Source organism: Roseateles sp. GW821-FHT09G09, from assembly GCF_059415965.1.
In genome coordinates this window covers 388,882-415,468 of the sequence record NZ_JBWKOG010000005.1, presented here as the reverse complement: position 1 = coordinate 415,468, position 26,587 = coordinate 388,882, and the positions used below count along the sequence as shown (strand labels likewise).

The 26,587-nt window shown below is 69.9% G+C and carries 19 protein-coding genes; 5 read left to right on the top strand and 14 right to left on the bottom strand.

Annotation, left to right across the window (positions count from 1 at the left end; genetic code table 11):
* Positions 1-7: 7 nt before the first annotated feature.
* The 3 genes from AC07O8_RS15940 to AC07O8_RS15930 all read right to left on the bottom strand — a co-directional run bounded on the left by AC07O8_RS15940 (position 8) and on the right by AC07O8_RS15930 (position 2,251).
* Positions 8-241 (bottom strand): hypothetical protein, encoded by a 234-nt coding sequence (locus AC07O8_RS15940; RefSeq protein ID WP_495048957.1) that lies wholly within the window; start codon positions 239-241, stop codon positions 8-10.
* Positions 242-513: 272 nt separating this feature from the next.
* Positions 514-1,755 (bottom strand): chitosanase, encoded by a 1,242-nt coding sequence (locus AC07O8_RS15935; protein ID WP_495048956.1) that lies wholly within the window; start codon positions 1,753-1,755, stop codon positions 514-516.
* A gap of 100 nt (positions 1,756-1,855) precedes the next feature.
* Positions 1,856-2,251, bottom strand: a complete 396-nt coding sequence (locus AC07O8_RS15930) for a GFA family protein (RefSeq protein WP_495048955.1) — start codon at positions 2,249-2,251, stop codon at positions 1,856-1,858.
* Positions 2,252-2,459: 208 nt separating this feature from the next.
* Between AC07O8_RS15930 and AC07O8_RS15925 the strand changes: the two genes are divergently transcribed.
* A complete protein-coding gene (locus tag AC07O8_RS15925; RefSeq protein WP_495048954.1) occupies positions 2,460-3,383 on the top strand; it encodes a LysR family transcriptional regulator in 924 nt (307 codons plus the stop codon).
* A gap of 48 nt (positions 3,384-3,431) precedes the next feature.
* Here the strand turns inward: AC07O8_RS15925 and AC07O8_RS15920 are convergent, their stop codons facing one another.
* The 4 genes from AC07O8_RS15920 to AC07O8_RS15905 all read right to left on the bottom strand — a co-directional run bounded on the left by AC07O8_RS15920 (position 3,432) and on the right by AC07O8_RS15905 (position 8,170).
* A complete protein-coding gene (locus tag AC07O8_RS15920; RefSeq protein ID WP_495048953.1) occupies positions 3,432-5,291 on the bottom strand; it encodes a DUF885 domain-containing protein in 1,860 nt (619 codons plus the stop codon).
* A gap of 85 nt (positions 5,292-5,376) precedes the next feature.
* Positions 5,377-5,823 carry a hypothetical protein gene (locus AC07O8_RS15915; protein ID WP_495048952.1) on the bottom strand — a complete coding sequence of 149 codons (447 nt, stop codon included), beginning with the start codon at positions 5,821-5,823 and terminating at the stop codon, positions 5,377-5,379.
* Positions 5,824-6,105: 282 nt separating this feature from the next.
* Positions 6,106-6,750, bottom strand: coding sequence for a YjaZ family protein (locus tag AC07O8_RS15910; RefSeq protein ID WP_495048951.1), 645 nt, complete (start codon positions 6,748-6,750; stop codon positions 6,106-6,108).
* A 241-nt stretch (positions 6,751-6,991) separates the two neighbouring features.
* On the bottom strand, positions 6,992-8,170 hold the full coding sequence (locus AC07O8_RS15905; RefSeq protein ID WP_495048950.1) for a BaiN/RdsA family NAD(P)/FAD-dependent oxidoreductase: 1,179 nt from the start codon (positions 8,168-8,170) through the stop codon (positions 6,992-6,994).
* A 283-nt stretch (positions 8,171-8,453) separates the two neighbouring features.
* On the opposite strand from AC07O8_RS15905, the gene AC07O8_RS15900 reads away from it, so the two are divergent.
* On the top strand, positions 8,454-9,848 hold the full coding sequence (locus tag AC07O8_RS15900) for an RtcB family protein (RefSeq protein WP_495048949.1): 1,395 nt from the start codon (positions 8,454-8,456) through the stop codon (positions 9,846-9,848).
* On the opposite strand, the gene AC07O8_RS15895 is transcribed toward AC07O8_RS15900, so the two are convergent.
* From AC07O8_RS15895 to AC07O8_RS15880, 4 genes are all read right to left on the bottom strand, one after another.
* The gene (locus tag AC07O8_RS15895; protein WP_495049106.1) at positions 9,838-11,109 is read right to left on the bottom strand and encodes an MFS transporter; all 1,272 of its coding nucleotides are present in this window, start codon (positions 11,107-11,109) and stop codon (positions 9,838-9,840) included. The genes AC07O8_RS15900 and AC07O8_RS15895 overlap by 11 nt on opposite strands.
* A gap of 70 nt (positions 11,110-11,179) precedes the next feature.
* Complete coding sequence (locus AC07O8_RS15890) at positions 11,180-12,301, bottom strand: porin (protein ID WP_495049105.1); 1,122 nt, start codon at positions 12,299-12,301, stop codon at positions 11,180-11,182.
* A 29-nt stretch (positions 12,302-12,330) separates the two neighbouring features.
* A complete protein-coding gene (locus AC07O8_RS15885; RefSeq protein WP_495048948.1) occupies positions 12,331-13,662 on the bottom strand; it encodes a gallate dioxygenase in 1,332 nt (443 codons plus the stop codon).
* A 37-nt stretch (positions 13,663-13,699) separates the two neighbouring features.
* The gene (locus tag AC07O8_RS15880) at positions 13,700-15,400 is read right to left on the bottom strand and encodes a tannase/feruloyl esterase family alpha/beta hydrolase (RefSeq protein WP_495048947.1); all 1,701 of its coding nucleotides are present in this window, start codon (positions 15,398-15,400) and stop codon (positions 13,700-13,702) included.
* Positions 15,401-15,606: 206 nt separating this feature from the next.
* Here AC07O8_RS15880 and AC07O8_RS15875 point away from each other — a divergent pair, with 206 nt between their 5' ends.
* The 3 genes from AC07O8_RS15875 to AC07O8_RS15865 all read left to right on the top strand — a co-directional run bounded on the left by AC07O8_RS15875 (position 15,607) and on the right by AC07O8_RS15865 (position 18,864).
* A complete protein-coding gene (locus AC07O8_RS15875; protein WP_495048946.1) occupies positions 15,607-16,512 on the top strand; it encodes a LysR family transcriptional regulator in 906 nt (301 codons plus the stop codon).
* A 556-nt stretch (positions 16,513-17,068) separates the two neighbouring features.
* Positions 17,069-18,097, top strand: coding sequence for an amidohydrolase family protein (locus AC07O8_RS15870; protein WP_495048945.1), 1,029 nt, complete (start codon positions 17,069-17,071; stop codon positions 18,095-18,097).
* A gap of 101 nt (positions 18,098-18,198) precedes the next feature.
* The gene (locus tag AC07O8_RS15865) at positions 18,199-18,864 is read left to right on the top strand and encodes a YitT family protein (protein WP_495048944.1); all 666 of its coding nucleotides are present in this window, start codon (positions 18,199-18,201) and stop codon (positions 18,862-18,864) included.
* Here AC07O8_RS15865 and AC07O8_RS15860 read toward each other — a convergent pair.
* The 3 genes from AC07O8_RS15860 to AC07O8_RS15850 all read right to left on the bottom strand — a co-directional run bounded on the left by AC07O8_RS15860 (position 18,849) and on the right by AC07O8_RS15850 (position 26,396).
* Entirely contained in the window at positions 18,849-20,807 is a 1,959-nt protein-coding gene (locus tag AC07O8_RS15860; RefSeq protein WP_495048943.1) for a reverse transcriptase family protein, read from the bottom strand. The genes AC07O8_RS15865 and AC07O8_RS15860 overlap by 16 nt on opposite strands.
* Positions 20,808-21,177: 370 nt before the next feature.
* Positions 21,178-22,926: an SWIM zinc finger family protein gene (locus AC07O8_RS15855; protein ID WP_495048942.1), complete on the bottom strand. Its 1,749-nt coding sequence runs from the start codon at positions 22,924-22,926 to the stop codon at positions 21,178-21,180.
* Between the two features lie 5 nt (positions 22,927-22,931).
* Positions 22,932-26,396, bottom strand: a complete 3,465-nt coding sequence (locus tag AC07O8_RS15850) for a hypothetical protein (RefSeq protein ID WP_495048941.1) — start codon at positions 26,394-26,396, stop codon at positions 22,932-22,934.
* Positions 26,397-26,587 lie beyond the last annotated feature (191 nt).

Here is a 26,587-nt window from a genome sequence, read left to right as displayed (position 1 = left end):
AGGGGTCTCAGGGAAGCCAATCCCCGGCAAGCCGTTGCGGGTCGAGTTCGTCGCGGATGCCTTCCAGCGTGCCGGTCTTGGGATCGAACGGCAGGTCGATGAACAGGGCGCGGCGGGGCGGAGCGTGCCGGCGCTGGAAGATCAGGGTCCCCAGCTCCGAGCGGTAGGGGCAGATGTAGACGACGTCGAAGGACGAGATCGTGAGTCCCTGGATGTTGGCGAGTCTCGCCTTGACGAACATGTCGCTTCCTTTTCGGCGGTGCCCCGGGCGGGGCGGCGTGGTCGTCAGCGGGTCGGCCAGGCATGCTGGCCGACGCGGCAGTCGAAGGGCCGAAGGCGCGTGTGTCAGTGGCGCGATTGAAGCACGGATCCAGGACAGGAGGGATGAAATTTGGTGGGCGAGGTCCTCGCGTGATTCCGCGTACGTCCGCGGGATCCAGCGTGATCCCCGCGTGATCCCCGCGCGATCCCCGCGTGATCCCCGCGCGATCCCCGCGCGATCCTCGCGTGCCCTCAGCCGAACACCGGCTGCACGAACTCCACGACCTGCGCCGGATCCGCGACGCCGCTCGCGGGTTTCCCGCGCGCCGACTGGACCCGCGCCAGCGACTTGGCGGACTGGTCGCCGAACACGCCGTCGGCCTTCACCGGCTCGCCCGCGTCGGAGAGCGCCAGCTGGAGCAGGCGCACGTCCAGCCCGCGCGTCAGCGGCGAGGTGACCGCCACCGGCCGCGTGCCGGGCGTCGGTCCGGCGTAGCAGCCGGGCGGCGGCTCGGACAAGGTCGCGGGGGAGATCTCCAGCCCGCGCACCACCAGGGGCAAGGCCAGGCCCCATCGATCCTGGTCGATCAGGCGCTGGAAGGCGTCCATGCGGTAGACGGTGGCGCGCAGGTCCTCGCGCGGGCTGGTGGCCAGCCAGTTCATGCGGCGCTTGACGTAGGCCTGGATCCAGCCGCGCTCGCCCCGCTGCGGGAGGCTGCCGTCCTTCTCGGTCGTCTCGTCGCGCAGCCGGTCCCACGAGCCGTGCACGCGGCTGTCGTAGACGACGGCGAACGACAGCGGCAGGCTGAGCCCGAGCTGGCGGCCCGTCTCGACGGCCGGGGTCCAGTAGCGCGTGTCGAAGAACAGGTCCTGCGTCTCGCGCATCACCAGGTCGTCGCCGCAGGCGCGCAGCACGTTGGCGAAGGTCGCGTCCGTGTCGAGGGACAAGTCGCGTGCCGCGGTGCGCGCCAGGAAGGGCGCGAGGCGCTTCGAGAAGCGTGCGCCGGGATTGGCCGCGTACAGCGCGAGCAGGTCGTGCAGCAGGCCCGATCCGAGCGTGGTCTGCGACCGGCCGTAGGTCAGGTGACCGGTGTCGCCGGGGATCAGCGTCACCTGGTCGTAGCGGCCCAGCACGGCGCTGGTCTCGAAGATGTTGACGATGGCCTTGGCCGCCTGCGACTGCGTGGCCGTCAGCACCGGCGAACCGGCGGCTGGTGCCTGGCCGCCCGCGCCCGTGCCCGTGCCCGTGCCCGTGCCCGTGCCCGTGCCCGAGGCCGACGCCGCGATCGTCTTGCCGGCCAGGCCTGCGGACAGCACGCCCATCGTGCCCAGGCCGATGCTGCCTTTGGCGCTGCCAGGGTAGGTCGCCTCGATCGTGAAGAGATCGTGCCCTTGCGCGGTCACCGTCGCGATGCCGCCGCGTTGCTCGAAGGAGCTCCTGATCTCGCTGACCTCGGACGAAGGAACGTCGGTGATGCGTTCGGTGTGTGCCATCGCGGCTCCTCGGAGATTGCCCGGTGGATCGCTTGTAGGGGCATCGCCGAGGGGTCGCATCCTCAATCCGGAGGAGGCCGGTGGGCCGGCTGAGCCCTGTTCACGGGTCCTCGGAGCGGCGCTCCGGATCGCGATCGCGCTCGTAGTGCCGGGCGATCGGGAACGGCGGCAGCCAGGCCTCGCGGCGCACGGTCCAGAGCTCGTAGGTGGGGGTCAGCTGGTCGGGCGCATCCAGCGCGCCCAGGTGGACCTCGATCTCGTCGCCGCTGCGGGCGAAGACGGACGATCCGCAGCGGGGGCAGAAGTGCCGGCCGCGGAACTCGTGGGTGTCGCCCCAGAGGGTGACCGCGTCCTGCGGGTAGATCGCGGACGCATGGAAGAGCGCGCCGTGATGCTTGCGGCAGTCGAGGCAATGGCAGAGGCCGACCCGGTAGGGACGGCCCGTCGCGACGAGGCGGACGTCGCCGCAAAGGCAGCCGCCGGTGAATCGGTCCATGGCGGGATCTCCTTTCGACTGACGAGGCCCGACGACGCTGGACGACGCCCTGGATGACTCAAGGCGCCTTCGACGATTCGCACGCCGCGCGCCGCATGGGGAAGTCTCCGGGCACTCGTCGATGCACGAATCTAACGCTGACGGCGGGCGACCGCCATGCTGGCAGGTCGCACAATGACCTTTTGGCATCTCCAGACAATCCGGCGACATGGATCGATTCGACGCGTTGCAGGCTTTCGCCCGCGTGGTGGAGGCGGGCAGTTTCACCAAGGCGGCGCAGACGCTGCACATGAGCAAGACCACGGTGACGCAGCTGGTGCAGCAGCTGGAGGCGAGGCTGCGCGTCAAGCTGCTGCATCGGACGACGCGGCAGGTCCGCGTGACGCCGGACGGCGCCGCGTATTACGAGCGCGTCGTGCGCGTGCTCGCAGAGCTGGATGACGCGGACACGGCGCTGTCGGATGCGACGAGCACGCCGCGCGGGCGGCTGCGCGTCGACGTGCCGAGCCCGTTCGCGCGCATGGTGATGATGCCGGCGCTGCCGGACTTCCATGCGCGGCATCCGGAGATCCAGCTCGACATGGGCGTCAGCGACCGCATCGTCGACGTGATCGGCGACAACGTTGATGCGGTGCTGCGCGGCGGCGAGGTCACCGTGCCGTCGCTGATCGCGCGGCGCGTCGGGGATCTGCCGCTTGGCGTCTTCGCGTCGCCCGGCTACCTGGAGACCGCGGGCACGCCGGGTCATCCGAGCGAGATCGAGGACCCTCACCACCGCATCGTCGGATTCTTGCGCGCCAGCAAGGGCACGGTGATGTCCATCGAGATGCGCCGCGGCAACGAGGTCGTCGAGGCGCGAGGCCGCTACGTGGTGGCCGCCGACGACGGCAACGCCTACCTGGCGGCGGGCCTCGCCGGGATGGGCGTGCTCTGGCTGCCGCGCTACATGGCCGATCCGCACGCGGCGCGCGGCGAGCTCGTGCCCTTGTTCACCGACTGGGAGATGGACCCGATGCCGATGTACCTCGCCTATCCGCCCAATCGCCACGTCAGCGCGAAGCTGCGCGTCTTCATGGACTGGATCGAGGCGTTGATGGCGCGCCATGCGCCGATGGCGACGGGGCGGTCGTGACACACCCGCTGAGACGCACCCGCTGACGCGGACGCGTCCGGCGCGTGCTCAGGGCGCGGCGTTGGCCGATCCGGAGCCGGCGCTCCGGCGGCTGTCGACCCAGTCATCGACCACCTGCTCGAGCACCGTCAACGGCACGTCGCCGGTCAGCAGCACGACGTTGTGGAACTGCTTGATCTCGAAGCGGTCGCCCAGCTGCTGGCGCGCCTTCTCCCGCAGCGCCTCGATGCGCAACCGGCCCAGCATGTAGGCGCAGGCCTGGCCCGGCCAGGTGACGTAACGGTCGACCTCCTGCGGCGTGATGCCGTAGTCGATGGCCTGCTGGCGGGTCCACTTCATCGCATGCAGGCCGGTGTCGACCACCAGCCGCCGCGCGCGGAACAGCGCGCCGTACAACTGGCCGAGGTGCCCCACCGGATCGCCGTCGTACCAGCCGTTCTCGACCGCCAGCTGTTCCGAGTAGAGCGCCCAGCCCTCCACATAGGCCGAGCCGGCGGAGAACGCCTGGCGGCGGCGGAAGTAGGGCAGGTCCCTGGCCTCCATCTGGATCGCGAGCTGGAAGTGGTGACCGGGGATCGCCTCGTGGTGGACCAGCGTCCGCATGTCGGCGATCTCGTAGGTCGGCCCCGCGAGCGGCGCCCAGAACACGCCCGGCTGCGAGCCGTCGGGCGCCGGGGTCGTGTAGTGCGCGGAGGCGGTGGGCTCGGTCAGCGCGGGCTCGCGGCGGACTTCGACGGGCGCTTTCGGCATCACGTCGAAGATCAGGCGGGCGCGCGCCTCGGCGTCGCGCAGGTAGGCGGTGTAGCGGTCCAGCAATTCGCCCTGCGGCGCGGCGCCCGTGGGCTGGCGGTCGGCGTCCATCTTGCGGAAGCGCTGCTCGATCGTGCCCTCGGCATAACCGAGCTGCCGCAGCAGCCCGTCCATCTCGCCTTCGATGCGGGCGACCTGCTTCAGTCCGATCGCATGGATCTCGGCCGGCGTCAGCTCGGTCGTCGTGTTGGCGCGCAGGCGCGCGGCGTAGAACCTGTCGCCGTCGGGCAGGCGCCAGACGCCGGCGTCGTCGGTCGTCAGCGGCAACTGCGCGCGCATCAGCGCCAGACCGCGTCGCCATGCCGGGACGATGGATCTCGCGACGAGGGTCTCGGCCCGTGCGCGGATGCGTCGGCGGGCGGCGTCGTCCAGGTCGGGCAGACCGGCCATGCGCTCGGTCAGCGAGATCACCAGCGGGTTCGCGGCCGGCGGCACGGCCACGAACTGCTCGATCTGGCCGATCGTCGTCGCGGTGATGAAACGCGGCATCAGCACGCCCTTGGCCTGCGCCGCACGGGCGCGGGCGATGCCCTGGTCCATCAGCGCCGCCAGGCCTTCCATCCGCTTCAGGTAGCTGCGCACGTCGCGCGCGCCGCGCATCGGATGCTCCTGCACGAGGAAGGTGATCGGACCGACGTGCACGCCGGCCATGTGCTCGAAGACGTAGTGGTGATCGAAGAACGCCGCCTCGGCCACGTCCTGCTGCAAGGTCCAGGCCATGAGCGCGGCGGAAGTGCGCTGCGTCGGGGTCATCGCCTCGCGCGGGAACCGGGCGAGTTCGACCAGCGCCTGACGGTCCCGGGCGAGGTCGGCGAGCGCCGAGGCCCGCGAGAGCTCGTCCCATTGGCCGTCCAGTCGGGCCTGCGTGGGGCCGTCGAAGTACTGCATGCGGGTCGCGTGCTCGGGGACGCTCTTCATGCGCGCGGCGGCGGTGCGCTCGGCCCACGCGTCGAAGTCGGCGGCGGCGAAGGAGGTTTTCGCCGTCGCCGCCACGGCGTCGAGGACGGGCACGGCGCTCAGCCAGCCGGCCACGCTGGCCGCGAGCAAGGTCCGGCGCTGGATGGGCAGCGCGGGGGTGGAAAGGGTCATCTTCGTCATGTGCTCTCCCGGGTCGACGAACGGTCGATTGGAACGGGAGGCAGGGTAACGGGCTATTCGTCACTCCCGGCCGGGCCGGAGCGGGTCACTCGGCGCTGAACTCGTAGTCGGCGAACTCGGCGTGGCTCCACTTGATCAGCACGTTCAGCTTGGCGCCGGCGGCGGGGAATGCCGACCGGTCGAACTGGCAGGACAGGCTGACATTGCCGTCCTCGCCGAACAGGCTGAGCTTGCTGCCCTCGCCGCAGGCGAACGGCTGGCCGTCGAGTTCCGGCGCGATGCTGGCCGAGGTGTCGTCATGCCCGCCGGTGAACATCGCGCGGAAGCTGAAGCGCTTGGGCGATGCGCCGGCGGGGAGGGCGCATGTGATCTCGCGCCAGTCCATCATGCGGTCGGTCTCGACACATGCGGCGGCCTTGAGCGAGGTGCCGGGTATTACGGCCGAGGGCGTCTGGGCCCGCGCGGAAGTGCTGAAGTTCGCGGAAAGGCCGCATGCGGTGCAGATGGCGAGCAGCAGGGCGATCGTTCGCATGTCGAGCCTCGATGCATGAAAGCCGGAGATCTTCGCGAGCGTGTGTGACAAGGCGACGCGTGTCACCTTTGATTGTTGTCATCCGGAAATCTTGCGGCGGGACATCGACGTCGATAGACTGCGAAGCTCAAGATCTACATTGAGCGCGGGGTGAGAAAGGTAGTGCCGCCCGAGTCATCGGGTCCCAGCTGGAATGGGAGTTCGCGGTTTCCGCGATAGAGAACCTCGCAATGCGACGGCCCCTTCGGGGGCCGTCTGTCTTTGTGGCCTTCGCGTTTGGCGTCAGGCCTTGACCCTTTGTCCCAGACTGGTCGTTTTCAGGATCTTGAAAAGGGACACCCGTCGCCGCTCCCGTTGGCGTTGACGAATCAACTCCTTCGCATACGCGGATTGCACGTTGAGAAGTAGGCGGCGCCTGCGTTTGAGGTCTCGAAGCACTTGGAAGAAGACGACATAGTGGCGCGGATGGCGGACGTCGCCGTCGTCCATCGCTTCCGACGTCATGAAGTTCAAGGGATCCTCTCCTGCGACTTGGATGGCGCTGCTTCGCAGTTTCCGGATCAGCGCCGGAAGACGATGTTGCGAAAGCTTGAGTCGATCTTCGCAGAGCACGCGCACCTCGCGTCCGTCGTCGAACAACTCGTCCAAGGGAATCTCGTGCCGCGCGCGACCGTCTCGCACCAGCGACCGTGTGAAGCAGTGAGACGAGAAGACCACGACAACGATGACCTCGAAGCCGAGTCCCGGGTCGACCCGGAATGCGAAGGGTTCGAGGTGCGACAGGTCCCAAGCTTTTCCTCCTCGAACGATGTTCCTGAATCGATGGTGAGCACGAAGGGCATCCAGGTGATCGGCAATCGGCACCTCGGTGACGGAAGAATCTTCTCGAACAGGGCGCGGCTCGCCCTCCAGCGTTGAACTGCACATGACTTGGCGGCCCTGGTGATGACGGGCCGGTCATGTTTCCGAGGAAGGACTCCCGTGATCTTGCGCGTGATCAAGGGTTCCGCAGGTCAAGCAGAACGTGCTGCGTTCGTCGTGAGTTCGCGACCTTCAATGTGTGAATCGGTCGCCGCGGGTGACTGAAAAAAGTGGTCGCGTGACTGGACAAAGCCTTGGCCTTTCGGGGGCCGTCTGTCTTTGTGCCTGCCGGCGACGAATCAGCCGTTCACACGAACTGTGCCGCCGCATTCGCCGACGCCCACGCCCACTGGAAGTTGAAGCCCCCCAGGTGACCGGTGACGTCGAGGACCTCGCCGATGAAATAGAGCCCCGGCGACTTCAACGATTCCATCGTCTTGGACGACACCTCCTTGGTGTCGACGCCGCCCAGCGTGACCTCCGCCGTGCGGTAGCCCTCGGTGCCGGCGGGCACGACCTGCCACGCGGACAGGCGCTCGGCGATCTGCTCGAGCTCCGCATGCGCGTACTGCTTGATGGGCTTGGACACGAACCACTGCTCGCCGATCAGCGTCGCCATCTTCTTCGTGAACAGCTCCGCCAGCAGCGTCTTGAGCTCGGCATTGGGCCGGTCGTTGCGTTGCCGCGCGAGCCAGTCCGGCACGTCGATATCGGGCAGCAGGTTGATCTCCACCGCCTGGCCGGGCAGCCAGTACGACGAGATCTGCAGGATCGCCGGGCCACTCAGGCCGCGGTGCGTGAAGAGGATGTTCTCGCGGAAGCTCTTGCCGTTGCAGCTCACCAGGCAATCGACCGAGGTGCCGCTGAGCTCGTTGCACAGGTCCTTGAGCTGGTCCGTGATGGTGAACGGCACCAGCCCGGCGCGAGTCGGCAGCAACGTGTGCCCGAACTGCTTCGCGACCTGGTAGCCGAAGCCGGTCGCGCCCATCGTCGGGATCGAGAGCCCGCCGGTGGCGATCACCAGCGACTGGCAGCGCATCGGGCCCGCGGAGGTCGTGAGCGCGTAGCCCGACTCGGTCTTCGCGATGGTCTCGACGGTGGTGTCGAGCATCGGCGTCACGCCGACCTCGGCGCACTCGGCGAGCAGCATGCGCAGGATGTCGATGGACTTGTTGTCGCAGAACAGCTGGCCGAGCTTCTTCTCGTGGTGCGGGATCTGATGCTTGTTGACCAGCGCGATGAAGTCCCACTGCGTGTAGCGCGCCAGCGCCGACTTGCAGAAGTGCTTGTTCTCGGACAGGAAGTTGGCCGGCTCGGTGTACAGGTTGGTGAAGTTGCAGTTGCCGCCGCCGGACATCAGGATCTTCTTGCCGGCCTTGTTGGCGTGGTCCACGAGCAGCACGCGCCGGCCGCGCTTGCCCGCGAGCGCGGCGCACATCAGCCCCGCGGCGCCCGCGCCAATGATCACGACATCGGTGTCCTGCACATCCACAACTGCTTCCCTTCGACCCTTGAAAACCCGCGTCTTGAAACCCCGCTTGAACCCGCTCCGCGCCGAGCCGCACGCTGCGGGCAATGGGCGCGGGACTTTAACGCATGCGCTTGTGCCGGGTCTTGCGGACCCCGGCATCGGCGGCTAGACTCGCGCCCTCCTTTCTGACTGCTGCTGCAGAAAAGGTCCTCAGCCGCGGCTTCGCGCCGGCGGTTGTCCCTTTTCGCCTGGTCGAACCAGGTCTCGGGCGCCTTCCGGCCCCGGAGCGCACAGCATCATGTCCCACTCCCTTCGACTCCAGCGCGCGTTTGCGCGCTCGCACATCGACCTGCGCGTCGAGGACGGCGTCTACACCGTCCGCAACGACAGCGCGCAAGCCACCATCCTGTTGCCGGCCTCGTTGCCGCTGGAGGAGAAGGCCGTCAAGCAATTGCTCGCCTTCGCTTCGGTGAAGACGCCCGGCGGCGATGCCGCCGTCTGCGCCGCATGCGCGACGCCCGACTTCCATCCGGGCTCGATCGCCCCGGTCGGCGCGGTGGTCGCGACGCCGACGGACGTCGTCATCCCGGCCGCCATCGGCACCGACATCAACTGCGGTATGCGGCTGGTGACGACCGGTCTCTCGCTGGCGCAGGCGGCGCCTCGTCAGTCAGCGCTGATCGCGCGGCTGAAGGCCGTGCTGCTCGAGAACGCGCGCAACGTCCCGACGCCGACCCGGGCCTTCAAGGCGCTGTTCGACGACGGGCCGCTGGCCTTCCTTGACCGGCTCGCGCCGGAGGGCTTGTGGGCCGGCGTCGACCGCGACCGGCTCGCGGCGGAGGTGGATCGCTGCGTCGGTCTCGACCGGCTCGGCGGGCACTCCCGCCACGCGCCGCATGCGTTCGTCGACGGCCGCGATCGCTTCCGCGATCCGTGTCTCGGCACGCCGGGCGGCGGCAACCATTTCGTGGAACTGCAGGTCGTCGATCGCATCCTTGATCGGCACGCCGCCTATGAGCACGGGCTGCGCGCCGGGGACGTCGTCGTCATGATCCACAGCGGTTCGCGCGACATGGGCTTCCATGTCGGCGCCCGCTGGATGGACCGCGCCCGCGGTGCATGGCCCGCCGGCGTGCGTCATCCGGAGAGCAAGCTGTACGCCCTCGAAGGTCCGCTGGCCGGCGAGTACCTCGAAGCCATGGGCGTTGCCGCCCGCTACGCGTGGGCCAACCGCGTCGTGCTGGCGGAGATGGTGAGGCGGGAACTGGCGGACCTGTTCGGCGCGGACAGCTCGAAGCTGGTCGTGGACGTGCCGCACAACGTCGTGCTCAGCGAGCACGGCCTCAACATCCATCGCAAGGGCTCGACACCGGCCCAAGAGAGGCAGCTCGCGCTGATCCCGGGCTCCATGGGCGACGGCTCATACGTCGCTCGCGGACTCGGTCACCCCGATTGGCTCTGGTCCTGCAGCCACGGCGCGGGTCGACGGATGCGTCGCCAGGAAACGCGGCGCCTGCGGGCGGTCGACCGCAGTGATGCGGACTGGCAATGCGTGACGCTGCGCGAGGAACGCCGCATCGAGGAGGCGCCCGAGGCCTACAAGCCGATCGGGCCCGTCATCGATGCGCAGACGAGCGCCGGGCTGATCGAAGGTGTGGCGAAGCTGCGGCCGTGGGTGACGTTCAAGGCGTGAAGGCGCGCCTCACGCTGCCCCTGACCGCCACCGCGGCCAGCACCGCCGGCACCGCCAGCAGCGCGAGGATCCCCGCGAAGCTCCAGCCCAGGCCCAGCAGCACGCCGCCGATCATCGATCCCAGGATGCTGCCGAAGCGGCCCACGCCGAGCATCCAGCTCACGCCCGTCGCGCGCGCCATCGTCGGATAACACGAGGGCGCGTAGGCGTTGAGCCCTGTCTGCCCGCCGCTCATGCAGAAGCCCACCAGCGCGGACAGCAGGCCCAACCCGTTCACGCCCGCGCCCATCGCCGCCAGCAGCAGCACGCTCAACGCGCCGCCCGCGTAGGCGACGCTGATCACCCGCGTCGGCCCCATGCGGTCCATCAGCCAGCCGACCACGACGCCGCCCGCCGTGCCGCCGATCTGGAACATCGCCGTCACCATCGCCGCCTGCGAGATGCTCAGTCCCTGTTCCTTGAACAGCGTTGGCAACCAACCCGTCAGCAGGTAGATCACGAGCAGGCCCATGAAGTACGTCGTCCACAACGCCAGCGTCTGGCGTCCGTAGCCGGCCGAGAAGAGCAGCCGAACCGGCGTGCGGGCCGCCACCTCCGGCTCCTTCGAGACGAACTGCGTGTGCGCCGCGAAGCGCTCGCCGCAGACGCGGCCAAGCGTCGCGGCGATGCGCGCGCCCGGGACGCCGCGCACCGCCATGAAGCGGCACGACTCCGGCAGCCACGCCATCAGCAAGGGCACCAGCACGAGCGGCAGCGCGCCGCCCACCGCCAGCACCGAGCGCCATCCCCAGTGCGGGATCATCCCGGCCGCCACGAAACCCACCAGCGCCGAACCCAGGTTGAAGCCGGTGAACATCAGCGTCACCATCAGCGAGCGGGAGCGCGCCGGCACGTACTCCGACAGTAGCGTCGTCGTGTTGGGCATCGCTGCGCCCAGGCCGATGCCGGTCAGGAAGCGCAGCACGACCAGCTCCGTCAACCCCTGCGCGCGGGATGCCAGCAAGGTGAAGATCGCGAAGACCAGCACCGAGACCACCAGCACCTTCTTGCGGCCCACCCGGTCCGAGGCCGGCCCGGCGAAGAGCGCGCCGAAGACCAGGCCGATGGGCGCGGCGCTCATGACCATGCCGAAGGCGGCCTTCGAGAGACCCCATTCCTGCAGGATCGAAGGCGCCAGGAAGCCCATGATCGCCACGTCCATGCCGTCCGCGGCCACCACCAGGAAGCACAGGGCCAATGTCAGCCATTGACGCGAGGACATCCCGCGCCCGTCGATGAACGCGCGAACGTCCACGGTCGAAATCGTATTCACCAGAGGTCTCCCGTCGCCGTCAGAACGCGTGGCGGATGCCCATGCCCAGCCCCGTCTGCGAGCCGCCCGCCACCGGCGTGCTGCCCGCCGCCGCGGCCGCGTTGCTGACGCCCAGCGCGAGCGTGCCGTCGTTGTCGATGCGGCCCGCCGTCGCGTAGACCGACGTGCGCTTGGACAGGAAGTAGGTGCCGCGCACGGCCCACAAGGTCGCCTCGTTGGCGCTGTTCTTGTAGTCCAGCTTGAACACCTGGGCGTCGAGTCCCCAGCTCGGGTTGAGCGACCACGTGGCACCGGCGTACCAGAGGTTGCTCTTGGGCGTCGTGGCGCTGGCGTCGTTGCGGCGGGCGATCAGCCCCGCCGCGAGCTTCCAGTCGCCGGTCTTGAACCAGCCCGCCACGGTGCTGCGGCGGTCCTTCATCGCGCTGCTGGTCAGGCCCGCGAACGCGCCGGCGCCGCCGCGGATCTCGTCGACCGCCGCCGCGAGGCCCCACACCGGCGTGTCGTACTTGACCATCGCCGACCATTGCCGGCAGGCGTTCTTGTCGGCCGCGTTCTCGCCGGCGCAGTTGGTGCCCGACGGGCTCGGTCCCGCGTTGACCGCGTCGCGCCCGGGGCTCCAGGTGGCGCCCACGGTGAAGCCGCTGAACTGGCCTCGGTAGGCGATCGCGTTGTCCACGCGCGCATTCGGCAGGTAGCTGTCCAGCGAGCCCGAACCGAACATCGCCGGGCCGAGGATGTCCGCGTCGGTCTGCGACCAGAACAGCATCGAGTACTGCCGTCCAAGGCTGATCGTGCCCCAGCCGCCCTGCAGCCCGACGTAGGCCTGACGACCCCACGCGCGGCCACCCTGGTTGAGCGTGCCGCTGTCGGCCCCGATGCCCATCTCCAGCGTGAACACCGCCTTGAGCCCGTCGCCCAGATCCTCCGTGCCGCGGAACCCCAACCGCGACGGCGCGTAGCCGCCGCTCAGGCCCGGCATGCGGGTCAGGCTCGCGCCGGTGGCGCCGACCTTGTTCAGGTATTCGACCGGCACATCGAGCAGCCCGTAGATCTGCACGTTGGTCGAGCTCGGCGTCTGCGTCTGCGTCTGCGCCTGGGCCGGCGCGTGCGCCAGGCCGCAGAGCGCGACGGTGGTCGTCAGGGTCGCCGCGGAAAGTCTTCTTGTTGTCTTCACGATGTCTCCTCGTCTCTTGGGTTGGGGGAAGGGGAAGCGAGCGGATCGGAGGCGGCCGAGGGGGACGCCACCGAATAAAGGACCCGTGCGTTGCGGGTCGCCTGGAATGCGTCCAGCGTCTCGCCGCGCATCGCGGCGTAGATGTGCAGGTTGGAAACGCCGATCACGGCGCCCAGCTTCTCGAGCAGGAAGAAGATGACGCCGTAGCGGATCAGCCCGAGCCAGTCGCGGCGGCGCACGAGCTCGCGTTCTTCGTCGCTGAGCGCGGCGCGTTCGAACATTGCTTCCTCATCGGCGAGGAAATCGCGCCGGACGGCGGGATCGACCAGCGCATGCAGGAAGCGGTTGAGCCGGTAGGCCGTGACGCTGCGTTCCAGCGTGAATGGATAGGTGCCGGGCAGGGCGGCGACGCCGTCGAGCTGGCGGGCCATGTGCGCGCGGTGGCGGTCGAGCGTCGCGTCCGGCAGTGCCTGCTCCCCAAGTGGCCCCTGGTGCACCGGCTCGAAGATCGCCGTCGCGATGCCGGTCATCGACGGCAGCGTGTACGCGCGGTGCAGGCAACGCACCTGCGCGGCGAGCGCGCCGCGCATCACCAGCCACATGATCACTTCCGAGCCTTCGAAGCCGCCCAGGGTCGCGTACTCGGCGTGCGTCATGTCGGCGAGCGCTTCCGGATCCTGTTCGAGCAGGTCGAGGAAGCGCGCGTCCCACGCCGGGTTGTTGAAGCCGGCGCGCTCGCCGTGCACCTGATGCGACAGGCCGCCGGTCGCGACGATCGCGATGCGGAGGTCCTCGGGGTAACTCTCGATCGCGCGGCGCAGCGCCTGGCCGAGCCGGTAGCAACGCCGCGCGCTCGGGATCGGGAACTGCAGCACGCCCATCTGCAGCGGCACCAGCGCCACCGGCCACGCGGGCTCGTGCGGGCACATCACCGACAGCGGCGAGAAGCAGCCGTGGTCGAGCGCCTTGTCCTGGAAGAAGGACATGTCGAACTCGTCCGCCATCAGCGACTGGCCGATGTGCGCGGCCAGCGCCGGATGGCCGTCCACCGGTGGCAGGTCGCGCGCGCCGCCGCCCTCGTCGGCCACGGCCCAGCGCTCGCCGACCCCCAGCGAGAACGCCGAGTAGTGGTCGAAGAAGAACGAGGTGACGTGGTCGTTGTAGACCATCAACAGCACGTCGGGCCTGTTCGCCGCGAGCCAGTCCTGGACTGGCGCGAAGGCGTCGAAGATCGGCGCCCAGGCGGGGTCCGAGCGCTTGTCGCGATCGAACGCGAAACCGATCGTCGGTGTGTGCGAGGCGGCGATGCCGCCGATGATCCGGGCCATGGGGGTGAGGGCGTTGGAGCGGTGCGTGACCGGACGGTCAGAGGGGCGCGGCCGCGTAGGGATTGAAGAACTCGATGCCGGCCCAGTCCGGGACCGACGAGGTGTAGAGCGCGGGGCCCTTCGTGTAGTTCCCCGCCTGGCTCGCGTCGGCGCCGCTGTTGAGCTTGGCCAGCGACGGATACGGGTACACCGGACGCGACGCGGTCACCGCGCCGCCGGCGTCGGTGCGGCTCGTCGTGATGCCGTCCGGCGTGGTGCCCTTCTCGACCCAGTTCACGGCGGCGGTGACCAGGTCCATCTTGTCGTGGCCCTCGCCGCTGCCGCAGTGCGCAACGCCCGGCACCAGGTACATGCGCAGGAAGCTGTCCATCGTCGACTGGCCGAGCACCTTCTGCATGGCCTCGTAGTACGCGATCGTGCCGAGCGGCGAGATGTGCTGGTCCGCCCAGCCGTGCCAGAGGATCAGCCGGCCGCCCGCGGCCTTGAAGGCGCTCAGGTCCGGGTTGGTCGCGTCGTTGAGCGGATGGCGCGGGCGCAGCTTCGCGTAGAACGCTTCGCTGAAGTCGAGTTCGTCGATCGTCGGCGGCGTCGCGTCGGTGAAGATCACCGAACGGGCGCCGTTGACGAAGTTGTCGCTGCCCAGGCGGGTCGTCGGCGTGTCGTTGGACGGCACGAAGACGCCGGACCAGTTCAGCTCGGAGCCGTACTGCGAGGTTCCCACCAGCACGCGCCGGTGGGTCGAGGCGTCGCGCGGGCCGGCGTAGAACTTGCGCGCCGAGGCCACCTCGGTCGCGGTCAGGCAGGCACTGGTGTCGGTGGCGCCGTCCGGGCACTGGATCGCGGCGGGGTCGTAGCTGCACAGCCGCGGATCGCTCAGCAGACCGTCGGTCTGGCCGTCCTGCGCATCGCAGGCGGCGACGACCGCCTGGTGCAGCACGGCGGCCTTGGCCGGGTACATCACGATGTTGCCGGTGGTCAGGCCGTTGTCGCGGTTGGCCCGCGAGCCCCAGCCGTGCAGCAGCGAGTTCTGTGTCTGGAACAGGAAGGCCGGCGCGCCGACGACGATGCCGTTGTAGTCCGTCGGATAGCGCTGCGCGGCCATCAGCCCTTCACGTCCGCCGTCGGAGCAGCCGACGAAGTAGGCGTACTTCTGCGCCTGGCCGTAGAAGGCCAGGGTCAGCTTCTTCGCGGCGAGGTTGGTGATGTGGACCGCGCGGTAGGCGAAGTCCACGCGGCGCTGCGCATCCTGCGACCAGGTGGCCTCGGCGTTGGTATGGCCCATGTTGGTCGAGGCGAGCACGAAGCCGCCCGCCTGCACCAGCGGACAGCCATAGGCTTGGCCGGGGTCGACCGCCGCGCTGGTCGAGCCGCACAGACCGCCGCAACCGAGGTCGAGCGTGCGCTGCGTCCAGGTCTCCAGCGGCAGCCGCACGCGGAAGCCCACGGCGGGTGCGAGCGTGCCCTCGACCGTGCAGAACTTCGTGTCCTTGCCGTTGATCGCGACGGTGCCTTCCGTCGCGGCGGTGATGGTGCTGCCGACGCCGCCGATGTCGACCAGGTTGGTCGCGGCGAGGCTGGCGCAGGTGGCGGTGGGCTTGACGATGCCGAGCTCGACCGACGCCGGCGGCGTGGTCGTGTCGGCGGGCGATCCGTCGTCGCCGTTGCAGCCGCTCAGCCCGCCAAGGACCGCGGCGAGCAGAAGCCCGAGCGTCCTGGTGATAACCCTAGGTTGTGTCATGCTTGTCTCCTGTCGTTGCTGTGGGGAAGGTCTTCGGTTCCCTGTCTCAGCGCGCGCATGGCCGCTTTGTCGCGGCTTCATCGATGTTCTCGTCGGTCGACTCGATCCGGATCAAGTCGATTCGGGGCGCAGTCTAGGAATCGAGGCCGGCATCTGGCAGATGCCGTGGAGCGTGGCGCGATAACCAGTCGTTATCATTCCGGCGCATGAAGCTCACGAACTTGCGGGCGCTGGTCGCCGCGGTGGAGGAAGGCAGCCTGCGCGCGGCGGCGCGTCGCGTCGGGGTGTCTCAGCCGGCGTTGACGAAGATGGTCCGGGAGCTCGAGCGCGAGCTGGAGACGACGCTGCTGCTGCGGTCGACGACCGGCGTGCTGGCCACGGCGCAGGGCATGGTCCTGTACGAGCGCGCCCTGGCCGCCGACCGTGAGCTCTCCCACGCCCGCGAGCAGATCCAGCAGCTGGGCGGTCGCATGACGGGGTCGCTGACGATAGGCGCGGTGCCGCTGGCGGTGATGCTGCTGGTGCCGGAGGCGCTGCGCACCTTCGGCGCGGAGTTCCCCGACATCCAGTTGCGCATCGTCGAGGAGCTCTACATCGCGCAATTGACGCGCGTGCGCAAGGGCGAGGTCGATATCGCGCTCGGACCGTTGCCCGATCAGCTGCCAAGGGGCGAGTGCATCGTCGAGTCGCTGATGCCGATCGACATGGTGGTCGTGGTGCGCAAGGGGAATGCGCTGGCACGGTCGAAGCAGCTCGCGGACCTGGCCGAGGCGCGCTGGGTCTACACCGGCGCGACCGAGGCGACGGGGCTGGCGCGCACGCTGTTCGAGACGAACGGGCTGCCGCCGCCGCCGGCCGGCGCGGTCGTCAATTCAACGCTGGGGCTGCTGTCCGTGATCGCCAGCGGCAATTGCGTCGGCCTGCTGCCGCGGCAGATCGCGGCGCACCCGTTCGCCGCGCAGTTCCTGCAGGTGGTGCCGGTGAAGGAAGCGCCGCTGCGGCTGACGCTGGGCGCGATGGCGCGCAACGACGCGGCTGTGAAGCCGGCGGTCAGGCACTTCATGGCGCATCTTCACCGTGCGGCGTATGTCATCACGCACGGTCGCGCTTGACGCTTCAGCGCTGCCGCCGCCGCTGGCCCTCACCCCCACCCTCTCCCGCAAGCGAGAGAGGGAGTCCGACCGGCTCCACTCGCAGTGACGGCGCCTCTTTCCCCCTCTCCCGCTTGCGGGAGAGGGAGTCCGACCGGCTCCACTCGCAGTGACGGCGCCTCTTTCCCCCTCTCCCGCTTGCGAGAGAGGGAGTCCGACCGGCTCCACTCGCAATGACGGCGCCTCTTTCCCCCTCTCCCGCTTGCGAGAGAGGGAGTCCGACCGGCTCCACTCGCAGTGACGGCGCCTCTTTCCCCCTCTCCCGCTTGCGGGAGAAGGAGTCCGACCGGCTCCACTCGCAGCGGTGGCCCCTCTTTCTCCCTCTCCCGCTTGCGGGAGAGGGCAGGGGTGAGGGCTGCGGTCGTGGCAGTACGGCCCTACCCGCCATGCCGGATCTGAATAGCAGCTAGTCCAAGCCATAACTTGGACGTCGAGGCGCGGCTCTCCACAATGCACCGCAGTCGACCTGGCAGGGCAGCGCCCTGCCACGGTCGTTCCCAGCAAACCCGAGAGCCCCATGATCATCGACGTCCACGGTCACTACACCACCGCTCCCGCCGCGCTCGGCGCCTGGCGCGACCTGCAGATCGCCGGCCTGAAGGACCCGACGCGGGCCCCGAAGGCCAGCGACCTGAAGATCTCCGACGACGAGCTGCGCGAGTCGATCGAGACCAACCAGTTGAAGAAGATGAAGGAGCGCGGCTCCGACCTGACCATCTTCAGCCCGCGCGCCAGCTTCATGGCGCATCACATCGGCGACTTCCAGACCTCGTCCACCTGGGCCGCGATCTGCAACGAGCTCTGCGCCCGCGTGGCGGCGCTGTTCCCGGAACACTTCGTCGGCGCGGCCATGCTCCCGCAGAGCCCGGGCGTCGACCCGGCGAGCTGCATCCCGGAGCTCGAGAAGTGCGTCAACGACTACGGCTTCGTCGGCATCAACCTCAACCCCGACCCGTCCGGCGGCCATTGGACCAGCCCGCCGCTGACCGACCGCCACTGGTACCCCCTCTACGAGAAGATGGTCGAGCTGGACATCCCCGCGATGATCCACGTCAGCACCAGCTGCAACGCGTGCTTCCACACCACCGGCGCGCACTACCTGAACGCGGACACCACCGCCTTCATGCAGTGCCTGACCGGCGACCTGTTCAAGGACTTCCCGACGCTGAAGTTCCTGATCCCGCACGGCGGCGGCGCGGTGCCGTACCACTGGGGCCGTTTCCGCGGGCTGGCGCAGGAGCTCAAGAAGCCGCTGCTCGACGAGCATCTGCTCAACAACATCTTCTTCGACACCTGCGTCTATCACCAGCCCGGCATCGACCTGCTCACGACCGTGATCCCGGTGAAGAACGTGCTGTTCGCGTCCGAGATGATCGGCGCCGTGCGTGGCATCGATCCCGAGACCGGGCACTACTTCGACGACACCAAGCGCTACATCGCCGCCACGGCACACCTCAACGACGAGGAACGCCACCTGGTCTATGAAGGCAACGCGCGGCGCGTGTTCTCGCGGCTGGACGCGCGGCTGAAGGCGCAGGGCCGCTGAGCGTCGCGGCGTGCGGCGGCGCGAAGTGCATGAGGATTCGCGCTGACGCCGGGCTCCCGTGCTGCGACACTCCTGGGCACGCTTTCTGCTTCGTGCCCGGGATGAGCGCCACACCTGACGACCCCCCACCGCCGCCTGCCCCGATCGTCGCCGAGCCGCTCGCCGACCTGGCGATCCGCTCCCACACGGCCTTCGAGGACGCGCAGGCGATCTTCACCGGGACGCTGTTCGTCTCGCTGGCGCTGATCCTGTTCGCGCAGGTCGGGCTGCTGACCGGCGGCACGGCGGGCGCGGCCTTCGTGCTGCACTACGCCACCGGCGTCAGCCTGGGCAAGCTGTTCTTCCTGATCAACCTGCCGTTCTACTGGTTCGCGTGGACGCGCATGGGCCGCGAATTCACGATCAAGACTTTCCTCTCGATCGCGCTGCTGTCGGTGCTGACCGAGTTCTCGCCCAAGCTCTTCGCCATCGACCGCATCCATCCGGCCTATGCCGCGATCCTTGGCGGGGCGCTGCTGGGCTCCGGCTGCCTCTTCCTGGCGCGGCACCGCGCCAGCCTCGGCGGCGCGACCATCGTGTCGCTCTACCTGCAGAAGGCCAAGGGCTGGCGCGCCGGCAAGGTGCAGATGGCGATGGATTGCGCGATCGTGTTGCTCGCGCTCACCGTCGTCGATGCGGAGCGGGTGGCGTATTCGGTGCTCGCGGCCGTCGTGATGAATCTCTTCATCGCCGTCAACCACAAGCCCGGCCGCTACGCGGTGCTGTGAGGGAAGAACTTCACCGCCACGGCGATCAGCAGGATCAGGCCGATCCAGAACTCGCCCCAGCCGGTGCTGCGCGACTTGAAGCGCAGCGCGAGGTGGGCCAGGCCGCCGAAGAACACCAGCCAGGACGCGATCAGCAACGCGGCCATCGTGACGATGCCGGCCTGGCGGGCGTACAGGCCCCAGTTGACCGGGCTGGTGCTCTGCGAGGGCGGCTCCCGTGTGGATGAGGTCGCCGCCGCGCGCCGCGCGGCGTGCTGGGCCTCGCGATCGGCCTCTCGATCGGCCTGCTGCTGGCGGCGCTGATCCTGGCGGGACGCCCGGGCCGGCGCCTCGCCGCGTCGTTCGGTGCGGGCCGCGTTGATGCGTTCCTGACGCGCCGCCTTCATCTGGGCGGCGGTCTGCTGCAGCACCGGCTCGGGCCGGTCCGCCGGCTGCCACCAGGCGCCGCGTGCGAGCGCCGGGGCTTCGCCGGCCGCGGCCTTCTTGCGGAACAGCTCGCCGAAGGCCGAGCGCTTTTTCGCGGAGCCGCCCGGCAGCGCCAGCGCCTGCTTCAGCAGCGGCGCGCCTTGCTGCCGGTCGACCATCGCGACGAACCGTCCGTAGCCGACCAGCACCTCACGCGTCGCCGGGTGGCCGTGCCAGGTCGCCGCCTCGAGGCCGTCGCGCGTCGCCTTGTGCAAGGCCGCTCGCAGCTTGCGGCGTTCCTCGCGGGACACCGACGGCTTCTCGTTGACGATGACGCCCGTGACCTCCTGGCGTGAGCCAGCACGCATCACACGCTGCTTGTCCGGATGCGGCGTGAAGCCTTCGTCGAGGAGCACATGCCGCGCCTGCCGCAGCAGCGTGCCGACCTTGGCCGCGCCCTCGCCGGAGGCGGAGAAGGTCAGGTCGTCCGCGTAGCGCGTGTAGGTGAAGCCCAGTTTGTCCGCCAGCCCCTGCAGCCGCCGGTCCATCTTGCGGCACAGCACGTTGGTCAGCATCGGGCTGGTCGGCGCGCCTTGCGGCAGCACGCGATCGCGGCCCTTGCCGCCGACGAAGAAGCGTTCGCCGTCGACCTCCAACTCGTCGCAGGGGTTCTCGCTGCAGAGCAGCGCGAGCATCGTCGCGACGCGCTCGTCGTAGCCCAGGCCGCGGAACACGCCCTTGATGCGCGGGAAGGTGATGGTCGGGAAGAAGTCCTGGATGTCGAGGTTGATCACCACCGCGCGGCCGGTGTGCGGCGCGGCGTTGGAGACGATGCCGCGCCCCGGCAGGAAACCGTGCGCGGCCGCATGGCAGGGCACCTTCGCGAGCAGCTGGTCCAGCACCCAGTACTGCGCGCGCTTGAGCCGCGGCATCGGCGCGGAGATGGTGCGCTGGCCGCCGGTCTTCTTCGGCAGCAGGAAGCGGCGGTAGTGCGTGGTGCGGGCGACCTCGCGGTGGAAGCACAGGAACTTGAGCTCGGGCAGCGTCAGGCCCATTGCGCCGGCGAGGTCCAGCGGCGTCGCGAGCGCGGGCAGGCCGTCGAGCAGCGGTCGTGCCGACGCGCGGGCTGCGCCGGTCGCATTGACCGCCGGTGCCTGCAGGCCGCCCGACACGCCGGCGCCGAGGTAGCCGGCATCCGTCTTGCGCGCCGCGTGCCAGCGCAGCGCGCGTTCATGGCGGCGCTGCTCACGGGCTTGCGCGGTGGCCTCGCGGCGTGCGCGCGACTCCGCCATGCGCTGCTCGCGCATGGCCTTCATGGCGGCCTCGGGATCGCTGTGGGTGCGCAGCGTCGCTTGCACTTCGTCGAGCGCGCGCGTGAGTTCGATCTCGCGCTCGATCAACGCGGCTTCGATGCCGGGCTTCCCGTCGCCGGCGGGCCAGAAGCCCAGGCGCTGCATCTCTTCGAGCACGACGGCGTCCTTGGACGACGCGCGGATGCGCTCGATGATCTCGGCGCGGGTCAGGACACGGTCGCTCATGCGGCGCCTCCATCGAGGAGCGCCGAGGCGGATGGCGTCAGCGGGGCAGGGGATGGGGCGTGGGTCGCGGATCCGGACCGCAGCGCGGACCCGGCACCGGAATCCGGGATGAGAAGGAGTGCAGCGCGCTTCTCGTCGAAGAGCCTGGAAGGCTTGAGGGACGGGCGCTGTCCACTCGACGCCGCGCGCCTACCCGTCGCACGATTCGCTTCAGGGAAGCCCCATCGGAATCTGCGACGGGTAGGCTGCGCGGCACAGTGAAGACGGCGCCCGTGACGCATGGAACGGCAGGTGGCAAGGACGGCGAAACACCGCCCGGGTTGCAAGAGCCTGCGCGCTGCACTCAAAAACAGTTTAACCGCGGCGGTCGTCATGCGGCCTCCGTGCGGGTGCCAGGTGTTGCGGCCGTCGATGTCGACGTCGACGTCGACGTCGTGGGCGGCAGCTCGGCCAGCCGCGGCTGCGCCAGCTGGCGCAGGGCCAGCATGTGGGCGCAGGGACCGCGGCGCAGCCGGTTCTGGCGGAAGAAGTTGCACTGGCAACTGCCATCGACGAGCTGCTGGTCGGCGTTGAGGATCAGGCGCGGCGTGAGGACCTGCTCCTTGAGCTTGACCTCGCCGTCGACGACGAGGCGCGTGCCCTGCGGTGCGATGTCGCGCAGCTTGGCGCGCTTGTCGTGGATCAGCCTGAGCGCGCTCGCCTCCTCGGGACTGGCGAAACGCAGCGTTTCCATCGGCAGCGGCTCGCGCGCGAGTTCGCGCCAGGCGTAGCGGTTCGTCGGCAGATCGAAGACCGCGCGGCCGGCCTGCACCCACAGGCTGAGCGCCGCGTCGACGTCCGCCTTCGGCAGGCCGGTCCGCGTGGACAACTCGGCGGACGAGGCGATCCAGTCAGCCTGCAGCGCGCCGGCGACGGAGAGCTTGGTCGCGTCGCTCACCTCGTGCCGCGGCTGCAGCAGGTCGAAGCGGCCGGCATCGGACCAGTCGTTGGCGGTCCAGCCGGAAAGACCTAGCGTGACGGTGATGTCGCCGATGTCCACGACCCAGAAGCTGGGCATGCCGCTGCCCAGCAGGTGGACGCGCACGCGGGTCGCGAGCGCGATCAGCCGCTCCAGCGTCAGCAGGCGACGTCGGCCCCAGACGCGGATCGAGCGCGGCTCGGTCAGCGGCGCGCCGACGATCGCGCTGCGGCGCGCGGTGAGTTCGATGTTCCATGGCTCCAGCACCATGCGCGCCGGCCCTTCGGGCGCCAGCTCGAAGCGCAGCGAGCGCGGACCGGCGCGTTCCTTGTGCTGGCGCAGCACGGCGCAGAGGTTGTGCAGGTCCATCGGATGCAGCTCGACCACGGTCGCCGGCAGCGTCATCGCGCTGGACACCTGCAGGAAGCCGCGCACCCAGCTGTCGGGCAGGTCGATCTTTTCCTCGCGGAAGGCGGGATCGTCGCCGGTGGCGACGGTGAAGCCGGCCGGGTCGATCTGCAGCCGCGTGGCCTTGTAGTCGCGGATCTTCTGGAACTCGTCGTACAGGCTGGCCGAGTAATCGATGTTGGTCGTGCCGCAGACCATGCCGTCGCCTGTTCCGCCGACGCGGTCGAAGACGTCGTGCCTCACGCTGACGGCGCAGTAGGTCGACTCGTCCTGGCTGAAGGCCTCGAACAGCACCCGCTCCGGATGCACCGTGATCACCGGGTCCAGCACGTACCAGGCGTCGCGGTTGTTCCAGAACAGCCATTTGAAGTAGGCCGCCTGCGCCGTGTAGAAAGGCGCCAGCAGCGTGATCTTGCGCTGGCGCAGCGAGCGCAGTTCCTCGGTGATCCCGTCCGCGCGCTGCTTCAGGTCGACGGCCTGCGCCATGAAGCGCGCGAGCATCGATTGCTCGTTCTCGGCCAGCCAGGCGCGGTAGGCGGACTTGTCGCGGCCGCGGTAGCGCAGGTCGCTGACGACGACCGAGTGCAAGGCCGAGAGCGCCTCGCGGAAGGCCAGATGCGCGTGCGAGTCACGCCGCAGCAGGCCGTCGAAGGCGACCGGCGGCCGCAGCGTGTCCGGCGCGAAGCTGAAGGCCTGCGACGTCGCGGTGTCGTCGACGGTGGTGCTGCCGTAGTACTTGTAGCGGAACTGCATCGTCGTCAGGCGGTGGAGGCCGGAGAAGTCGAGGGCGCCGAGGAACCAGAAGGACCGGAAGGACCGGAAGGGCCCGGGGGACTGGGCCTGAGCGGTGCGGCGGGCAAGGCGCCATGCGGCCCTCCCGGCGGCTTCCACTGGAGGAAGGGCAGGGCGATGCCGGGGTGCTTCGCGGCGATGTCGCGCAGGCCGGCGATGTACTGCGGCTTGTCGGTCAGGCTGGCGGTGACGACCTGGCGGGCGAAGATCTCGGCCACGACGGCGGCGGTGCCGGCGTCGTCCGTCTGCGCGCGCAGGAAGGCGGTGATGCGCGACTTGGCCGCGCGACCGCGATGGACCTGGCTGAGCACCGTCAGGAAGTAGGGCGTGAGCGCCCGCAGCCGGCGCGCGAGTTCCGCCTTGTCGTCGGTCGGCAGCTCCAGCAGCCATTGCGTGACGAAGAGCTGCACCTGCGTGCCCGGGTGCTGGCTCAGTCGCGTGAGGCAGAGCGAGGCGTCGGCCGCGCTCATGCGACGCACGAGGCGTGCGCGGCCCAGCGCCTGCACCCAGGCCTTCGGATGATCGACCCAGGCGATGAGCAGCTCGACGGCGAGCGATTCATCCGGCAGCCGCTCGCCGAAGAGCGTGCGGGTGTAGTCGACGGCGTCGTCGAAGTCGGCTTCGGCGAGCGGGAGCAACTGCTCGGCCTGTTCGGGCGTCGGCACCGGCGGCAGCGTGAGGTCGAGCGCCTGCATCGACCAGCGGCGCACGGTCGTGTCGGGGTGGCGCGCGAGCGTGGCGAGCTGCCGCAGCGAGAAGTCGGCCGGCGTCAGCGACATCAGTGCCCAGGCGCCGTATCGCTGGGCGCCCGCGCTGCGCGCCTGCAGGGCGCGCCAGGTTCCGGACGCATCGCGCGCGGGCGCGGCGGGGGCCAGGTCTTGCGTCAGCCACCGCAGCGCGTCGGCATGGGCGCCCTCGCCCGACTCGGTCTGGAACAGCGCGCGGTGCAGGCGGTCGGCGATCAGGCGGGCGAACCCGCCATCGCCGCGCGCGACGCGCAGCAGCGCCGGACCGACGGCAGCGCGGATGCCGGCATGCGCGTGGGTGGCGAGATCGCCGATCAATTCGACCTGACCGCGCAGCACCTCGTCGGGCAGCGCGGCCAGCAGACGCACGCCACAGGCGCGGCGGTCGGGATCGTCGGCGCCGATCAGCTGCTTCATCAGCGCCGGCGGCAGCAGCGTGACGCCAACCGGATGCAGCAGCAGCCAGGTGACGCCGACCCGCACCACCGGCACGGCCGGATGGTCCAGCAGCGGCAGCAGCGCGCCGAGCTGTCGCAGCACGGCGTCGCCGGCCGGCGTGGCGAGCGGGCCTGTCAAGAGTTGCTCGATCAGCGCCGCACCTTCGGCCAGGCCGTGATCGGCAGCGTCGGCGGCCAGCAGCGCGGGCGGCAGTTCGTCGAGCAGCGGCTGCGGCGTCGCCAGCAGCGCCAGGCCGTGGCCCTGCCTGCGCGCGCGGTCCTGGCCGCTGAGCAGCAGCGCCACGATCAGGTCCGGGAAGCCCGCGAAGGCGCCCGGATCGCCGGCGATGTGGAGCAGCGCGAAGTCGCGCGCGGCGTGATGCGTGCTGGCCGCCATCAGCTTGAGCCACGGGATCTGCTCGGCCGGCGTGCCGCGCTCGACGTGGGCGCGGGCGACGGCGAAGCCGGTCTCGGCCGTCGGGGCGTACGGGCTGCGCAGCAGTCGTTCGAGGACGCGGACTGTCTGTCGGCCGAGGAAGTCGGCGTGGTCCTGCAAGGCGCGCGCGACCACCGCGTGGATCAGCGCGCTGCGGCTTTCCATCGCCAGGCGCAGCAGCGCTTCGGGATGGGCGTCCCACATCTCTCGCAGGCCTTCGGCGCGCTCGGGCAGCGCGCGCGTGAGATCGATCGGCTCGCGGGTCCAGACCCGCTTCGCCCGTCCGCGATCACCGCCGCCGGCGCCATGGACGGGTTCGCGGTCATTGTCCCGGTCGCCCCGGTTCGGCACTCGCGCCAGCAGCAGCCGCGTGACCAACAGCCAGTTCGCGCCGGCGGGGTAGTGGCGCACGACCGTCGTCCAGCGACGGTCGACGTACTCGGATCGGTGCTCGATGGCGGCAGCGGGGACTTCGTCGTCACGCAGGCCGAGCAGCAGCTCAACGGCGAGCTCGGACGCATGCGGATGCCCGATCGCGGCGAGCCGGCGCACGCTGCGCAGTCCGCGCAGCCGGAGGTACTCGCGCGTCAGGCGGCCATAGGCGCGAGCGGGCTGGCGCTGGCTTCCGCCGCTGCGGACGATGAGGTCCCCGGTCGACGGATCGACGTACTGACGCGTGGTCAGGCCGCCCTTGGCCGGACGCGTGTTCTCGAAGCGCGCATGCAGCACGCCGAGCACCTCCGCATCGCGGCGCAGCTCGGCGGTCTTGTAGACGTAGCGCATCGCCTGGAAGGCTTCGGCCTGCACCGGCAGCGCGCGCAGCAGCGACAGCACCCGCTCGCGCGCGGCGGGGCGGGCGAGCGCGATGTCGTACCAGTCCTGCATCAGGTCGGGCCAGTCGAGCCGGCGAGCGTCGAGCGGATCCAACAGCGCCACGACCAGCTTTGGTCCGTCGACTTCCAGCGCGAGCTCTGACGACCACTGGCTGGCGAGCAGCTCGGCATGCGCGGCGAGCTCGTCCGGCGACAGCAGCATCAGCCGCGCCTGATGGGCGAATCGTTTCGTCGCGGGGCTGCGGCCGCGCTCGGCCAGCATCCGCATCGCCTCGGCCGCGCCGGGATCGCCGAGACGGCCGATCGCTGCGGCCAGGCACAGGTCCAGCAGGTCGCTGCCGCTTTCCAGCAAATCGACGAGGCGAGGCACCAGGCCGCGCAACGCGCGTTGCGCGGCGGGATCGGCCTCGGTCCGGTCGCTGCATTCGGCAATGCGCCAGGCGGAACGGGCCTGGCGCTCGGCGGTCTCGAGCTTCCAGCGCGCGGGCGCGAAGCGCGCGACCAGCGCGGCGATGCGCGGTGGCACGGGACCGGCGGACGACGTCGAGGGGGCGGCGGAAGAAACGGAGGAAGAAGCGGAGGAAGAAGCGGAGGAAGAAGCGGAGGAAGAAGCGGAGGAAGAAGCGGAGGAAGAGGCGGTGGAAGAGGCGACGCGCGCGTTGCCGGGCGCGGTCGCGGCGCTCCCCGAGGACGCCCCGTCCGCGTCGTGCTCGGACAGCGCTTCGAAGCCCTGACGGCGGACCAGCGTCTCGCCCGCGGCGAGGCGGCGGCGGATGAAGTCCAGCGCGCGGCGCTCGGCGTCGGCGAGCGGGCAGGGCGTCGCGGTCAGCGACGATTCGCGGCTGTCCTGGCGCACGGTGACGACGTAGCGCGCGCCGCCGTCGCGGCTGGCGGGCAGGTCCAGCTCGACCAGTTCCACCGTGCAGCGCCGCTCGCGCGGATGACCACGTGACAGCGTCGCGGATGCGATCTTCCTCAAGCTCTTCTCCCCCTGGGCCGGACGATTCTAGGGGGAGCGATGCGACGCTCCCCCGCGGCGGAACGACGACTTAGGGGGAGGACGACGACCTAGGGATGGGCGGCTTCCGCGGGGCTGCCTACGCTGCCTTCCACCCGTGTCCACGGTGGGGCCAGCAGATCAGGCCGCCCCAACCCCACCGTGAAGGGAAC